The sequence below is a fragment of the Cedecea sp. VD22 genome (genome assembly GCF_037150195.1).
In the GTDB taxonomy this organism is placed as follows: Bacteria; Pseudomonadota; Gammaproteobacteria; order Enterobacterales; family Enterobacteriaceae; genus Cedecea.
On sequence record NZ_JBBCPX010000001.1, the window covers coordinates 28804 to 43137 of the forward strand.

Consider the following 14334-nt stretch of genomic DNA (forward strand, 5'->3'; position numbering starts at 1 on the left):
TCCACACCCTGAAGGCGCACGTTGTGCGGCCTTTACTGCAACACTCCCCGAAATTTGCCATAATGCGCGCTGCATTTTCCCCGTATTAAGAGAAGCTGATGTCAGACAACACGCAATTGCATGGCCTGTGCGACCGTTTTCGTGGTTTTTATCCGGTAGTGATCGACGTTGAAACCGCAGGTTTTAACGCTAAAACCGATGCGTTACTGGAAATCGCCGCCGTTACCCTGAAGATGGATGAAGACGGCTGGTTATCCCCCGACGAAACGCTGCACTTCCATGTCGATCCGTTTGAGGGCGCGAACCTGCAGCCTGAAGCCCTGGCGTTCAACGGTATTGACCCGCATAACCCCCTGCGTGGTGCCGTCAGCGAATACGATGCCCTGCACGCGATTTTCAAAACCGTGCGAAAAGGCATTAAAGACAGCGGCTGCAGCCGGGCGATTATGGTGGCGCACAACGCCACGTTCGACCACAGCTTTATGATGGCGGCGGCAGAGCGAGCCTCTTTGAAACGCAACCCGTTCCACCCGTTTGTGACGTTTGATACCGCGGCCCTGAGCGGCCTCGTACTGGGGCAAACCGTGCTGGCCAAAGCCTGCATCGCCGCAGGCCAGAAGTTTGACAGCTCGCAGGCCCACTCCGCCCTGTACGACACCGAGCAAACCGCCCTGCTGTTCTGCGAAATCGTCAACCGTTGGAAGCGCCTCGGCGGCTGGCCGCTGCCGCTGGCCGACGAACCGGAATCTGAAGCATAAAAAAAGCGACCTTAGGGTCGCTTTTTTACTGGCTGGCGAAATTATTCTGCGCCTGGCTCTTCAGATTTATGCTTCTCTGCGGTCTCTTTAATCAGCGCCTGCAGTTCGCCGCGCTGGTACATCTCGATGATGATGTCGCAGCCGCCGACCAGCTCACCGTCCACCCACAGCTGCGGGAACGTTGGCCAGTTAGCGTATTTTGGCAGCTCAGCACGAATGTCCGGGTTCTGCAGAATATCCACATAGGCGAAACGCTCACCGCAGGCGGACAGCGCCTGAACGGCCTGAGCGGAGAAGCCGCAGCTCGGCAGCTTCGGGGAACCTTTCATATAGAGAAGAATCGGGTTCTCAGCGATCTGGCGTTGAATTTTTTCAATAGTGCTCATTGTCATGCTTCCTCAAACCTTGATACGGCAATAGCCTGCCATTGTAGCCAGTTGCGCCCCGGGCAGAAAACACCATTTTTATCAGGGTTTCTCTTTCCCCCGCCTGGCGCGCAAACATACCTTAAGAATAACACTTTTACGGCGCGCGAAAATGAGCAATTTGCTTCATTCAAGATCAATTAAACAGCGGATAACACCCTGGAATGGCTAATTTTTTAGCTATAGCTTCCACTTTTGACCGTTAAATAGTATTTGCCTATTAACATTATCGGCTTTTATGCATTAGAATCGTCGGGTTTCGCAAAAATCATACGCAGGCATGATGGTTAGCATCGTGTCTTCATTTATCAGGGGATTGACGAGTGGCGCGGATAAATAAAATCTCTATCACGCTATGTGCTCTGCTATTTGCTTTGCCCTATACACCTTTGGCGCAGGCGTCCGAGCACGCCCGCCATCCTGTTGCACAAAAAGGCCATCCGGCCAAGACAACAACCAGTAAAAGCAACAAGGGCAAAGAGAAAGCAAAACCGAAGGTCAGCACAGCCTCCACAAAGAAGTCCGGTAAAAAAACAACCTCACCGGCGAAAGCCAAAGTGGCAAAACACACCACCTCAGGCAAAAGCAGCACCCTCGCTAAAACTAGCAGCAAAAAAACCTCGCAGAAATTAGCCCTACAGCCAGCCTCAGCCACCGTTGCCTACACTGAAAAATGCACTCATCGTAAAGGGCATAAAAAGCAGTGCGTTAAGGTGAAGTCGGAAAAAAATCTGACCATCGCGCAGGCGCATAAAGTGCGCGTGCAGAAAGCGCAAAAAACGGCCATGAACAAGCTGATGGGGCAAATTGGAAAACCGTATCGCTGGGGAGGTACTTCCCCACGCACAGGTTTCGACTGCAGCGGGCTGATTTATTACGCTTATAAAGATCTGGTAAATATCCGTATTCCACGCACCGCCAATGAAATGTATCACCTGCGCGATGCCTCCTCCGTTGACCGCGGCGAACTGGAAAGCGGTGATCTGGTGTTCTTCCGTACCCAGGGCCGTGGCACCGCCGATCACGTTGGCGTCTACGTTGGCAACGGGAAGTTTATTCAGTCCCCGCGCAGCGGCCGCGATATTCAGATCACCTCCCTGAGCGAAGATTACTGGCAGCGCCATTACGTGGGCGCCCGCCGGGTCATGACGCCAAAAACTATTCGTTAATCTTATCGCGCCCTTTCGGGCTAATCAGACTGATTAAAATAAAACAGCCCGGCACGGGCTGTTTTATTTTGTTGTTTCATTGCGCTTTTTTGCACTCTCGTAATTTGCTAACCTTATAACCACACAAAATGTAGTTATATTGTGAAGCAAAATAACAAGGAGTGAAGCCATGTCGTTCGAACTACCCGCCCTGCCCTATGCCAAAGATGCGCTGGCACCGCATATCTCAGCCGAAACACTCGAATACCATTACGGCAAACACCACCAGACCTACGTCACTAACCTGAATAATCTGATCAAAGGCAGCCCGTTTGAAGGTAAAACGCTGGAAGAGATCGTGACAGGATCTGACGGCGGGATCTTCAATAACGCGGCCCAGGTCTGGAACCATACGTTCTACTGGCACTGCCTGGCGCCGAATGCCGGCGGGGAGCCGACCGGTGACGTGCTGGCAGCCATCAACCACGCTTTTGGCAGCGTGGAAGCCTTTAAAAAGCAGTTCACCGAAGCGGCCATCAAAAACTTCGGCTCCGGCTGGACATGGCTGGTGAAAAATAGCGACGGCAGCCTGGCTATCGTCTCGACCTCTAACGCAGGCACCCCGTTAACAACCGGAGCAAAACCGCTGCTGACCGTGGACGTATGGGAACATGCTTACTACATCGATTACCGCAACGCGCGCCCGGTTTATCTCGACCACTTCTGGGCGCTGGTCAACTGGGAATTTGTTGCGCAAAACCTGGCGGGTTGATTTTTAGCGGTTAACCATGAAGGAGGGAAGCAACGCTTTTCTTCTATATACGAGAAGGGCCGCGAAAGCGGCCCTTTGTAAATCAGTGCAGGACGGCGGTTAGCGCCCCGGCAACAATCAGACTCAGTACGATAACCGTAGTCACCACGGAAAACTTCAGATCGGTACTCATCGTAAGCTCCTTTTATTTCCCTACAAAGTGTATGTGGGGTGATTTTCCCACAATTAGCGATAAAAATCCTGCTGGATTTGCACAGATATCGGTTTTCCCTCTTCCACTTTGCCCCGGGATAAGCCAAAATCCTTCGCTAATTTACCGCGTATCGCCCGGCAACGCCCTCCTCCCGCTGTATGTCGCATCCCCGACAGGCCTGCAACCAACGTGTTGCCCCAGGAGTTAGCGAAGGCAAACGTTTAACACATGAGTTATCAGGAGTTTACGATATGGTCTGGAGTGACATCTAATGGCAACGATTAAGGACGTAGCGAAGCGCGCAAACGTTTCCACTACCACTGTGTCACATGTCATTAACAAGACCCGTTTTGTGGCGGAAGAGACACGCAACGCCGTCTGGGCAGCCATCAAAGAGCTGCACTATTCGCCTAGCGCCGTGGCTCGCAGCCTGAAGGTCAACCACACCAAATCCATCGGCCTGCTTGCCACCTCAAGCGAAGCCCCTTATTTTGCGGAAATTATTGAATCCGTTGAGAACAGCTGTTTCGCCAAGGGCTACACCCTGATTCTGGGCAACGCGCACAACAACTTTGAAAAGCAGCGCGCTTACCTGTCCATGATGGCGCAAAAACGCGTGGATGGGCTGCTGGTCATGTGTTCCGAATACCCTGAGACGCTGCTTTCAACCCTGGAAGAGTACCGCCATATTCCGATGGTGGTGATGGACTGGGGCGAAGCTCGTGCGGACTTTACCGATTCCGTGGTCGATAATGCCTTCCACGGCGGCTACCTTGCGGGCCGCTACCTGATTGAACGTGGCCATCGCGATATCGGTGCTATTCCGGGTCAGCTGGAGCGAAATACCGGCGGCGGCCGCCATGCAGGGTTCCTGAAGGCGCTTGAAGAAGCCAATATCAAAGTGCCGGATAACTGGGTGGTTCAGGGTGATTTCGAACCAGAGTCTGGTTATCGCGCCATGCAGCAACTGCTTAACCAGCCGCATCGCCCTACCGCCGTTTTCTGCGGCGGCGATATTATGGCGATGGGTGCAATTTGCGCCGCAGACGAAATGGGGCTGCGCGTGCCGCAGGACATTTCTATCATCGGCTACGACAACGTGCGCAACGCCCGCTATTTCTCTCCAGCGCTGACCACAATCCACCAGCCGAAAGAGCGTTTGGGCGAAACAGCGTTTAACATGCTGCTCGACCGCATCATTAATAAGCGCGAACAGTCGCAGACGATTGAAGTCCATCCTCGTCTGATTGAACGCCGCTCGGTTGCCGACGGCCCGTTCCGCGATTACCGCCGCTAAGCCTCTTCGGGGGCCGGGAATGTGTTACCCGGCTCCTGCAGCCACTCCTGATTCATCGTCTCACTGTCACCCAAATAGTCCAGCAGCCAGCTCAAAGCGGGCGAAGCATCATCCTGCCGCCAGGTTAAGCAGCAGGCCGCGTCCGGGAATGGATTCTCCAGCATCAGCTCTTTCCAGTCGCCCCTGACGAGCCACGGCTGGGCAATGTGCGTCGGCACCATACCAATGCATAATCCCGCCGTCAGGCAATCCGCCCCCGACGCCCAGTCCGGCACCACCACGCGGCGTTGGTTGTCCAGCAGCCAGGTAATGCGCTTGGGTAACGAACGGGATGTATCTTCCAGCACAAGGGATGGCCAGGGACGAATGTCATCATCCAGAATGATACCTTCCCGTTGCGCAAGCGGATGGTCAGCGGAAACCACGCAGCGCCAGCTTAGCGCCCCCATGTCCCGAAAAGCGTAACGCCCCCCGACCGGGATAGCCTGCGTGGCGCCAATCGCCGCCTCAACTCGCCCGTCGGCAAGCGCATCCCACACGCCGTTGAACACTTCCTGGGAAACCCTTAACTCGATATCCGGGAAATGACGATAAAAATCCAGCACCAGCTGGCGAGTACGCTCAGGTTTAACGATATTGTCTACCGCAATGGACAGGTGCCCACGCCAGCCGTTGGCTATCTGCTGGCACTGCTGGCGCGTTGCCATCATTTTTTTGATAACAGACCGACCTTCTTTGAGAAAAAACGCCCCGGCGGCGGTCAGTTCAACGTCCCGATGACGCCGTTCAAACAGCGGCACGGCCAGCCACTCTTCAAGCTGACGCACCGTGTAGCTGATGGCAGAAGGCACGCGATGCAGCTCCTGGGCTGCACCGCTAAAGCTGCCGTTTCGCGCCACGGCATCAACCACTTCAAGCGAATATTCAGACCACATATTTCTGCCTGCAAAAAATTTGAATGCAATTTGCAAATATTAGCGTTTCACAAGCGGTTTTGCACTCCGTAGACTCCTGCCCCGTTAACCTGCTATCAAAATCAAGAGTGAAATATGCAACCATCAAAGGGATTTCTTATCTGGCTTGCGGGGCTGAGCGTGCTGGGTTTCCTGGCCACCGACATGTACCTGCCCGCCTTTGCCGCCATTCAACAAGATCTGGGGACCACCGCCTCCGCCGTGAGTGCCAGCCTGAGCCTGTTCCTCGCCGGCTTTGCTTTTGCCCAGCTAATCTGGGGCCCGCTTTCCGACCGCTTCGGGCGTAAACCTGTGCTGTTGATTGGCCTGGCCATGTTTGCCGCCGGCTGTATCGGAATGCTTTGGGTGCAGGATGCCACCACGCTGCTGGTACTGCGCTTTATTCAGGCCGTGGGCGTTTGCTCAGCCGCCGTTAGCTGGCAGGCCCTGGTGACTGATTATTATCCCGCCAACCGCGCTGGCCGCATTTTTGCCACCATCATGCCGCTGGTCGGGCTTTCTCCGGCGCTGGCCCCGCTGCTCGGCAGTTGGCTGCTGAACCATTTTGAATGGCAGGCTATTTTTGCCGTGCTGTTCGCCGTCGCTTTGCTGCTGATGATCCCCACGCTGCGCCTCAAGCCCCGGACTCAGCACCACGGGCAAACCGAAGACAATAAAGTCAGCTTCTTCTCTTTATTACGTTCCCGCGTTTACGGTGGCAACGTGCTGATTTACGCCGCCTGTTCCGCCAGCTTTTTCGCCTGGCTTACCGGCTCGCCATTTATTCTGAATGAAATGGGCTACAGCCCCGCGGCGATTGGCCTGAGCTACATGCCGCAGACTGTCGCTTTCCTGGTTGGTGGCTATGGCTGCCGCAGCGCGCTGCAAAAGTGGAGTGGCAAACAGCTACTTCCGTGGCTGCTGGCGCTGTATACCCTGAGCGTGGTCGCCACCTGGGGCGTGGCGGTGAGCGGCCATGCTGATCTGACGCTGCTGCTTATTCCGTTCTGCGTGATGGCTGCGGCGAACGGCGCCATCTACCCTATCGTGGTGTCCTCGGCCCTGCTGCCTTTCCCGCAGGCAACCGGGAAAGCCGCAGCCCTGCAAAACACCCTGCAGCTTGGGCTTTGCTTCCTGGCAAGCTTAATGGTTTCCTGGCTGGTCACTACGCCGCTGCTGACCACCACCAGTGTGATGCTGGCGACAGTCCTGCTTGCTGGTCTGGGCTATGCCCTGCAACACGCGGCCCAACGCGAAGCACCCAACAAGGGCCACAGCGAGCTGTCCCGCGCACAGTAACCTGCATGATAATGTGAATGTTGTGTGATTAGCTTGCTAACAATATTCCATTGAACCCTCAATTAAACGGGCTTATAGTAATTGCGGTTCTACGATAAGCCTTATCAATTTTATTTTGCGGAAGCCGGAGCGCTTCCGTTTTTCCATGGATGGCCTTTCAGTAAGGGAGAATCCCCCCTTTCTCTGTTCTACGTCGGATATCAGGCACGCGGAATTTTCCGTGAGAGTTCTCACAAGCCGGGAATAGCGTCTACGCTGTTTTAAGGTTCTGATCACAACAAGGTGATGGAGAAGCTATGAGTTCATCGTGTATAGAAGAAGTGAGCGTACGAGATAACGAATGGTATCGTATCGCAAATGAAATGCTGAGCCGGGCAGGTATCACCCTCAACGGCCCAAACCCCTTTGATATTCAGGTCAAAAACCCGAACTTTTTTAAACGCGTTCTGCAGGAAGGTTCTCTCGGCCTTGGCGAAAGCTATATGGACGGCTGGTGGGAATGCGAACGGCTGGATATATTTTTCACTAAAGTCCTGCGTGCCGGGCTGGAAAACCAACTCCCCCACCATTTCAAAGATACCCTGCGCATTGCGGCGGCAAGACTGGTTAACCTGCAGTCTAAAAAACGCGCATGGATAGTCGGGAAAGAGCATTACGATCTTGGCAACGATCTGTTCAGCCGAATGCTGGACAAGCACATGCAATACTCCTGCGGTTACTGGAAAGACGCGACAAATCTCAGCGACGCTCAGGATGCCAAGCTCAAAATGATCTGCGAAAAGCTGCAGCTGAAACCCGGTATGAAGCTGCTGGATATCGGCTGCGGCTGGGGCGGTCTGGCCGAGTTTGCAGCACGCAACTATGGCGTATCCGTCTTTGGTGTGACTATCTCAGCAGAACAGCAAAAAATGGCGCAGGCGCGTTGCAAAGGCCTGGATGTCACCATCCTTTTACAGGACTACCGCGACCTGAACGAACAATTTGACCGCATTGTTTCCGTCGGCATGTTTGAGCACGTCGGGCCTAAAAATTATGCCACCTACTTTGACGTTGCCGACCGCAACCTCAAGCCGGACGGCATTTTCCTGCTACACACAATAGGTTCTAAAAAGACCGACAATAATGTCGATCCGTGGATCAATAAGTACATTTTCCCTAATGGCTGCCTGCCGTCGGTGCGGCAGATTGCCGACGCCAGCGAACCGCATTTTGTGATGGAAGACTGGCACAACTTCGGCGCCGACTATGACAAAACGCTGATGGCCTGGCACGAGCGTTTTCTGGCAACCTGGTCAGAAATCGAAGGCAACTATTCTGAGCGCTTTAAAAGGATGTTTAGCTACTACCTGAATGCCTGCGCCGGCGCTTTCCGTGCGCGCGACATTCAGCTCTGGCAGGTTGTTTTCAGCCGGGGCATTGAGCACGGCCTGCGCGTACCCCGTTAAAACAGACCCGGTGAATGCCGGGTTTTCTTCTTTGCAATTGTCTCTCTTTGCGCACCAATGTGATTAACCTCACAGGTTTAGCCCTGCCTGCGCTTAGCGGCTTGATCTGCTTAACAGATATCATTTCCTGGGATGGAAACCGGTTTCATCAATCACAGACAATCTGGGCATTAGCCGCATCAATGATTGCCTGTCGGAGATGGCAGGTCAGACCGTGAGGACAACGATGAAATACGCATTTCCTGAGCATTTCTGGTGGGGCAGCGCAGCCTCCGGCCCACAAACCGAGGGCGAAGCGCTGAACTTTGGCAAATCTGAAACCATCTGGGACCGATGGTTCGCCGAGCAGCCTAACCGTTTCCACCACGGCGTCGGGCCGCAAAACACCTCAACTTTTTATCAGCGCTGGAAGCAAGACATCGCCCTGCTGAAAAAGCTCAATCACAATACTTTCCGCACCTCCATTTCCTGGGCTCGTCTGATTCCCGAGGGCACGGGTGAAGTCAACCCGCTGGCGGTTGAGTTCTATAACCAGGTGATTGACGAACTGTTGGCTCAGGGCATTAAGCCATTTATCAACCTGTACCACTTTGATATGCCCATGGTGATGCAGGAAAAAGGCGGCTGGGAAAGCCGTGAAGTGGTTGACGCCTACGCCGCCTACGCCAATACCTGTTTCGAGCTTTTCGGCGATCGCGTGAAGCACTGGTTTACCTTCAACGAGCCGGTTGTTCCGGTTGAATGCGGCTACCTCTATGACTACCACTACCCTAACGTGGTGGATTTCAACCGCGCGGTGACCGTCGCTTACCACACCATGCTTGCCCACGCTAAAGCGGTCAAGGCTTACCATGCCCGCAGCGATGACGGCCAGATTGGCATCATTCTCAACCTGACGCCATCTTACCCTCGTTCGCAAAACCCGGCTGACGTAAAGGCCGCCAACCTGGCCGACCTGATGTTTAACCGCAGTTTCCTCGACCCGGCACTGCGCGGTGAATATCCTGCTGAGCTGGTCGCGTTCCTGAAAGAGCACGATAAACTTCCGGCCTGTCAGCCTGAGGACAAAGCCCTGCTCGCTGCGGGCGTCGTAGACTTACTGGGGATTAACTACTACCAGCCGCGCCGCATTAAGTGTCGCGACACGCTGGTTAACCCGGAAAGTCCGTTTATGCCGGAGTGGTTCTTTGAGTCCTACGAAATGCCGGGTCGCAAAATGAACCCTTATCGTGGCTGGGAAATCTACGAGCGCGGGATCTACGATATTCTCACCAATCTGCGTGAAAATTACGGCAACCCGGCCTGCTATATTTCAGAAAACGGCATGGGCGTCGAAAACGAACAGCGCTTTATCGACAACGGCCAAATCAACGATGATTACCGGATTGATTTCGTTCGTGACCACCTGAAGTGGCTGCATAAGGGCATCAGCGAGGGCAGCAACTGCCTTGGTTACCACATGTGGACATTTATCGATAACTGGTCATGGTGCAACGCCTACAAAAACCGCTATGGCTTTGTGTCGCTGGATCTTAATACCCAGCAGCGCACGATTAAGAAAAGCGGCGAATGGTTTATGAAAACTGCAGTCGAAAACGGGTTTAACGAAGAAGATTAATCCTGGTTAAGAACGAGAAACGGGGCCAGCTGGCCCCGTTTTTTATGGCTAAAGAATGTTTATTCGCTAGCGGGAATCGCCGCTGCCATTGCCGCTTCACGGCTAGCCAGCACGCGTTCAACGGTGTCGACAATTGCCTGGGTCTGCGGGTCAATTTCAATGTTCACGCGCTGCCCCAGTTTTTTAGCACCAAGCGTAGTGCGCTCCAGTGTTTCAGGGATCAGATGCACGCAAAAACGCGTGGCGGTCACCTCGCCCACCGTCAGGCTGATCCCGTCGATGCCCACATAACCTTTATAAAGGATATATTTCATCAGGGTCTTATCCTGAATCTTAAACCAGATTTGGCGGTTATTTTCTGAGGTCAGGATTTTTGAAATTTCGGCCGTGGTCATAATATGACCCGACATTAAATGTCCGCCGATTTCGTCATTAAATTTGGCAGCACGCTCAACGTTCACGCTGTCGCCCACGCTTAGCTCACCGAGGTTGGTGATGCGCAACGTCTCTTTCATCAAATCAAAGCTAACGTGATTGCCATTGATTTCGGTTACCGTCAGGCAGCAGCCGTTATGCGCCACCGAAGCCCCGGTTTCGAGGTCTGGCAGCATTTCAGTCGGCATATCAATAACGTGGGTGCGGAAATTCGGTTTCTCATCGATGGAAATCAGGGTCGCCGTGCCCTGCACAATACCTGTAAACATCTAAAAACTCCTGGCAATTCGCAGACGGTAACGCTACCGCCATTAACAGACATTTTCGCACTTTAGCAGTTGGAAAATCAGCTTGCCAGTGCGGGGCGTGCGCTGGCTCTATTTTTGACTGGCGTATAAATAAACTCCCGCTACAATAGACTGGTTATTTCCCCAGTTCATCTTCTTGCTGCCTGTTTTGGCGGCTTTTTTAGTCTCTCATACATATAAAAATAATCAGGTGTAATCATGCAGAAGTACCTCATCGAAGCTCGCCAGCTCCTTGCCCTGGCGATACCTGTCATCATCGCGCAGGTCGCTCAAACTGCAATGGGATTCGTCGATACCGTGATGGCCGGCGGCTACAGCGCTACCGACATGGCCGCCGTGGCGATCGGCACCTCCATCTGGCTGCCCGCTATTCTGTTCGGCCACGGGCTGCTATTGGCCTTAACGCCAACCGTTGCGCAACTCAACGGTTCGGCGCGACGTGACCGCATTGCGCACCAGGTTCGCCAGGGGTTCTGGCTGGCTGGCATGGTTTCCGTGCTGGTGATGGTGGTGTTGTGGAACGCGGGCCATATCATTCACGCTATGCACAATATCGATCCTGAACTGGCGGATAAAGCCGTTCGCTATCTCCGAGCGCTGCTGTGGGGGGCGCCAGGCTACCTGTTCTTCCAGGTAGGACGTAACCAGTGCGAAGGCCTGGCCAAAACCAAGCCAGGTATGGTGATGGGCTTTATCGGCCTGCTGGTCAATATTCCGGTCAACTACGTCTTCATTTATGGCCATTTCGGCATGCCCGAACTGGGCGGCGTGGGCTGCGGCGTGGCAACGGCGGCGGTATACTGGGTGATGTTCTTCAGCATGCTGTCTTACATCAAAAAAGCGCGTTCGATGCGCGACATCAAAAACCCGGAAGGTTTCAGCAAGCCGGACTGGGCGGTGGTCAAGCGCCTGAGCCAGCTCGGACTGCCGATTGCCCTGGCGTTGTTCTTTGAAGTTACGCTGTTTGCCGTTGTCGCCCTGCTGGTTTCCCCGCTGGGTATCACCGACGTTGCCGGGCACCAGATTGCCCTCAACTTCAGCTCGCTGATGTTTGTGCTGCCGCTCTCTTTAGGGGCCGCGGTGACTATTCGCGTCGGTTTCCGTCTTGGGCAGGGCTCCACCCTGGATGCACAAATCGCCGCCCGCACCGGGGTTGGCGTGGCCATTTGCCTGGCGATGTGCACCGCGTTGTTTACCGTTATTTTCCGGGAGCACATTGCTCTGCTGTACAACGACAATCCGGCAGTTGTCGCGCTGGCGGCGCATCTGATGCTGCTGGCAGCCATTTACCAGATATCCGACTCAATCCAGGTGATTGGCAGCGGCGTTCTGCGTGGCTACAAAGATACCCGCTCGATCTTCTTTATTACGTTCATCGCGTACTGGGTGCTGGGGCTGCCAGCCGGCTATATTCTGGGGCTAACCGACTGGGTCGTCGAACCGATGGGCCCGGCCGGGTTCTGGATCGGCTTTATTATCGGCCTGACTTCCGCCGCGGTCATGATGATGTTGCGTATGCGTTGGCTGCAGCGTCAGCCTTCCGTCACAATCCTGCAGCGCGCCGCGCGTTAATTAAACAACGGTAGCCGCATCCGCGGCTACTTTCTCTCCATTCTGCGCAGATGCTCGGCAATCGTGTGAAATCTGGAATAAAATTGCGAGTTTTCCCTTGCAAGCCCCGAGGTGTATCGCTAATATTCGTCCCCGCTGTCGCCAAGACAACAATGCGTTCATAGCTCAGTTGGTTAGAGCACCACCTTGACATGGTGGGGGTCGTTGGTTCGAGTCCAATTGAACGCACCATTTTCAAATATATCAGTGCGTCCGTAGCTCAGTTGGTTAGAGCACCACCTTGACATGGTGGGGGTCGGTGGTTCGAGTCCACTCGGACGCACCATATTTGCTAAAGCAGTTTCCTTCTTTAACCCGCTTTTCTTCAAGCTGATAAATTCCAAATTTCATTTTTACACGCAAGCCCGTAGCGCATGAAAACGTCATTTTTAGCGTTTTGAGCGTCCGCCGGTGTTTGGGGATGCGAAAACCCGAAAGGTTGCATATCATAAAGCGAGTCATTCACTAAACCACGACAGGTAACTTATGGAAATCGATCTCAATAATCTGGTGTTTTCCGGGTTAGATGAAGCCGAAGCGCGCAACGCCGAGCGCCAGGAAGACGCAGACAAAAAAGCTCAGGCCGTTGTGGCCGATGACGACTGCGGCGACGCCTGCAAAATCTGATAAAAAACCGGCTTACTCAGCCGGTTTTTTATGTTACGCCGTTCTTCTCACGGCAATACATTTCACTTCCACCAGCAGCCCCGGGCGAGCCAGTTCAGACACGCCGACGCAGGTCCAGGCACAGTGTCCCCGCGGAAACAGTTCGTCTTTCACCTCCCGAAAAACAGCCATGTGTTCTTTCATGTCTACGTGGTAAGTAGTCATTTCCACAACGTCTTCAAAGTTGCAGCCCGCGGCCTGAAGGACCAGACGCAGGTTTTCCCAGCAGGCCATAAACTGCGCCCTTGGGTCAGCTATCACCTGCAAATCAGGCGTGCGCCCAACCTGCCCGGCACAATAAACCGTGTTACCTACCACCACCGCAGGTGCATATCCCGCCCGTTCAGCAAGTACTTGCATGGAAGGCGGCATAATAATTTCTCTGTCTGACACGACTGTCTCTCCCCATTATTTAAAGGCTCGCAATTCACGCGCCTGCTGATGAATCATTTTTATCTCACCCGATGTTGACCGGGTTTAGCGCATCTTCGAAGAATCTTATCGCGTTTCGTAGCGCCTGGTCCGCCTCCGGCAATATCCCGGCAAACAAATGCCAGACGTGAAACATTTCCGGCCAAACTTCTAGAGTGGTACGAACCCGGCTCTCACTCATGTGGGATGCAAGGCGAATGGCGTCGCTCAGCATCACCTCGTTTTCACCAACCTGTATCAGCGTGGGAGAAAGGCCTTGTACATCGGCAAAAACCGGAGAAGCATCCGGATGTGTGGGCAGTTCTCCGGCAAGGAAACTTCGGGCCAGTTGGTTCAGGAAAGCTACGCTGCATAAAGGGTCCAGCCCATCCCGCACCGTTGCAGATACGCCGCTATGCGTTAAGTTAGCCCACGGTGAAATAGCTACTGCGGCGGCGGGTAATGCCAGGCCAGCATCGCGCGCTTTACGCATCAGCGTGACAACCATCGCCCCACCGGCAGAATCCCCCGAAATCATCAGCGAGCGCGGGTTTGTACCCTGCTCAAGCAAGGCTCGGTAGGCCTGAAAGACATCATCAATTGGCGTCGGGAAAGGAAACTCAGGCGCCTGACGATAATCTACCGCATATACTTTAGCCTTCAAGGCGCGAGCATAACGCCCGGTTAATCCCCGATAAGCGTCGACCCCACCGTGAACATAGCCTCCGCCATGAATATAAATCATCACCCGACCCTCAGTGACTTCCTCAGGCGTGACCAACATCGCACCAATACCGCCCAGGCTGGCATCGGCAAAGGTTACGCCCTCCACGGGAGGGAACAACTCATCCAGCTGCTTCACATAGTCAGCCCGAACTGCTTTCCAGTCAGCATCAGACTGGCCATATACCTTCTTCACAACCGGCCTGGCGGCTTTTATCCAGCCCCTAAGGGCTGCCTGTGCGTTATCAGGAAGCATTTATTTCTCCATTGTC

The 14334-nt window shown here is 54.0% G+C and carries 15 protein-coding genes and 2 tRNA genes; 11 read left to right on the plus strand and 6 right to left on the minus strand.

The features are described 5' to 3' along the window. Positions 1 to 98 precede the first annotated feature (98 nt). Positions 99 to 758: a ribonuclease T gene (rnt, locus tag WFK85_RS00155; RefSeq protein ID WP_008456473.1), complete on the plus strand. Its 660-nt coding sequence runs from the start codon at positions 99 to 101 to the stop codon at positions 756 to 758. Between the two features lie 41 nt (positions 759 to 799). On the opposite strand, the gene WFK85_RS00160 is transcribed toward rnt, so the two are convergent. After that, on the minus strand, positions 800 to 1144 hold the full coding sequence (locus WFK85_RS00160; RefSeq protein ID WP_008456474.1) for a Grx4 family monothiol glutaredoxin: 345 nt from the start codon (positions 1142 to 1144) through the stop codon (positions 800 to 802). A 362-nt stretch (positions 1145 to 1506) separates the two neighbouring features. Between WFK85_RS00160 and WFK85_RS00165 the strand changes: the two genes are divergently transcribed. Together WFK85_RS00165 and sodB are read left to right on the plus strand one after the other, a co-directional pair. Beyond that, positions 1507 to 2352 (plus strand): NlpC/P60 family protein, encoded by an 846-nt coding sequence (locus tag WFK85_RS00165; protein ID WP_166994121.1) that lies wholly within the window; start codon positions 1507 to 1509, stop codon positions 2350 to 2352. Between the two features lie 169 nt (positions 2353 to 2521). Further along, entirely contained in the window at positions 2522 to 3103 is a 582-nt protein-coding gene (sodB, locus tag WFK85_RS00170; protein ID WP_008456476.1) for a superoxide dismutase [Fe], read from the plus strand. Between the two features lie 82 nt (positions 3104 to 3185). On the opposite strand, the gene cydH is transcribed toward sodB, so the two are convergent. Beyond that, entirely contained in the window at positions 3186 to 3275 is a 90-nt protein-coding gene (cydH, locus tag WFK85_RS00175; protein WP_008456477.1) for a cytochrome bd-I oxidase subunit CydH, read from the minus strand. Between the two features lie 292 nt (positions 3276 to 3567). Here cydH and purR point away from each other — a divergent pair, with 292 nt between their 5' ends. Continuing rightward, positions 3568 to 4593 (plus strand): HTH-type transcriptional repressor PurR, encoded by a 1026-nt coding sequence (gene purR, locus WFK85_RS00180; protein ID WP_166994119.1) that lies wholly within the window; start codon positions 3568 to 3570, stop codon positions 4591 to 4593. On the opposite strand, the gene punR is transcribed toward purR, so the two are convergent. Then, entirely contained in the window at positions 4590 to 5528 is a 939-nt protein-coding gene (gene punR / locus WFK85_RS00185) for a DNA-binding transcriptional activator PunR (protein ID WP_166994117.1), read from the minus strand. The genes purR and punR overlap by 4 nt on opposite strands. A gap of 114 nt (positions 5529 to 5642) precedes the next feature. On the opposite strand from punR, the gene punC reads away from it, so the two are divergent. From punC to WFK85_RS00200, 3 genes are all read left to right on the plus strand, one after another. Further along, positions 5643 to 6845 (plus strand): purine nucleoside transporter PunC, encoded by a 1203-nt coding sequence (gene punC, locus WFK85_RS00190; RefSeq protein ID WP_336708106.1) that lies wholly within the window; start codon positions 5643 to 5645, stop codon positions 6843 to 6845. A gap of 296 nt (positions 6846 to 7141) precedes the next feature. After that, positions 7142 to 8290: a cyclopropane fatty acyl phospholipid synthase gene (gene cfa / locus WFK85_RS00195; protein WP_166874760.1), complete on the plus strand. Its 1149-nt coding sequence runs from the start codon at positions 7142 to 7144 to the stop codon at positions 8288 to 8290. 226 nt (positions 8291 to 8516) lie between these two features. Beyond that, positions 8517 to 9908 carry a glycoside hydrolase family 1 protein gene (locus tag WFK85_RS00200; RefSeq protein WP_213715784.1) on the plus strand — a complete coding sequence of 464 codons (1392 nt, stop codon included), beginning with the start codon at positions 8517 to 8519 and terminating at the stop codon, positions 9906 to 9908. Positions 9909 to 9967: 59 nt separating this feature from the next. Here the strand turns inward: WFK85_RS00200 and WFK85_RS00205 are convergent, their stop codons facing one another. Next, positions 9968 to 10612, minus strand: a complete 645-nt coding sequence (locus tag WFK85_RS00205) for a riboflavin synthase subunit alpha (RefSeq protein ID WP_336708103.1) — start codon at positions 10610 to 10612, stop codon at positions 9968 to 9970. A gap of 237 nt (positions 10613 to 10849) precedes the next feature. Between WFK85_RS00205 and mdtK the strand changes: the two genes are divergently transcribed. From mdtK to WFK85_RS00225, 4 genes are all read left to right on the plus strand, one after another. Then, positions 10850 to 12223, plus strand: coding sequence for an MdtK family multidrug efflux MATE transporter (gene mdtK / locus WFK85_RS00210; protein WP_166994109.1), 1374 nt, complete (start codon positions 10850 to 10852; stop codon positions 12221 to 12223). A 154-nt stretch (positions 12224 to 12377) separates the two neighbouring features. After that, positions 12378 to 12454: transfer RNA gene (locus tag WFK85_RS00215), tRNA-Val, on the plus strand. Between the two features lie 17 nt (positions 12455 to 12471). After that, positions 12472 to 12548 (plus strand) — tRNA-Val (locus WFK85_RS00220). Positions 12549 to 12748: 200 nt separating this feature from the next. Beyond that, the gene (locus tag WFK85_RS00225; RefSeq protein WP_008456485.1) at positions 12749 to 12889 is read left to right on the plus strand and encodes a hypothetical protein; all 141 of its coding nucleotides are present in this window, start codon (positions 12749 to 12751) and stop codon (positions 12887 to 12889) included. A gap of 33 nt (positions 12890 to 12922) precedes the next feature. Here the strand turns inward: WFK85_RS00225 and WFK85_RS00230 are convergent, their stop codons facing one another. Then, positions 12923 to 13321: a RidA family protein gene (locus WFK85_RS00230; protein ID WP_336708101.1), complete on the minus strand. Its 399-nt coding sequence runs from the start codon at positions 13319 to 13321 to the stop codon at positions 12923 to 12925. Between the two features lie 64 nt (positions 13322 to 13385). After that, positions 13386 to 14318, minus strand: a complete 933-nt coding sequence (locus WFK85_RS00235) for an alpha/beta hydrolase fold domain-containing protein (protein ID WP_166994105.1) — start codon at positions 14316 to 14318, stop codon at positions 13386 to 13388. Positions 14319 to 14334 lie beyond the last annotated feature (16 nt).

Coding starts and splice junctions, on each gene's coding strand:
- rnt (WP_008456473.1), top strand. CDS start 99: ATGTCAGACAACACGCAATTGCATGGCCTGTGCGACCGTTTTCGTGGT.
- WFK85_RS00160 (WP_008456474.1), bottom strand. CDS start 1,144: ATGAGCACTATTGAAAAAATTCAACGCCAGATCGCTGAGAACCCGATT.
- sodB (WP_008456476.1), top strand. CDS start 2,522: ATGTCGTTCGAACTACCCGCCCTGCCCTATGCCAAAGATGCGCTGGCA.
- cydH (WP_008456477.1), bottom strand. CDS start 3,275: ATGAGTACCGATCTGAAGTTTTCCGTGGTGACTACGGTTATCGTACTG.
- purR (WP_166994119.1), top strand. CDS start 3,568: ATGGCAACGATTAAGGACGTAGCGAAGCGCGCAAACGTTTCCACTACC.
- punR (WP_166994117.1), bottom strand. CDS start 5,528: ATGTGGTCTGAATATTCGCTTGAAGTGGTTGATGCCGTGGCGCGAAAC.
- punC (WP_336708106.1), top strand. CDS start 5,643: ATGCAACCATCAAAGGGATTTCTTATCTGGCTTGCGGGGCTGAGCGTG.
- cfa (WP_166874760.1), top strand. CDS start 7,142: ATGAGTTCATCGTGTATAGAAGAAGTGAGCGTACGAGATAACGAATGG.
- WFK85_RS00200 (WP_213715784.1), top strand. CDS start 8,517: ATGAAATACGCATTTCCTGAGCATTTCTGGTGGGGCAGCGCAGCCTCC.
- WFK85_RS00205 (WP_336708103.1), bottom strand. CDS start 10,612: ATGTTTACAGGTATTGTGCAGGGCACGGCGACCCTGATTTCCATCGAT.
- mdtK (WP_166994109.1), top strand. CDS start 10,850: ATGCAGAAGTACCTCATCGAAGCTCGCCAGCTCCTTGCCCTGGCGATA.
- WFK85_RS00225 (WP_008456485.1), top strand. CDS start 12,749: ATGGAAATCGATCTCAATAATCTGGTGTTTTCCGGGTTAGATGAAGCC.
- WFK85_RS00235 (WP_166994105.1), bottom strand. CDS start 14,318: ATGCTTCCTGATAACGCACAGGCAGCCCTTAGGGGCTGGATAAAAGCC.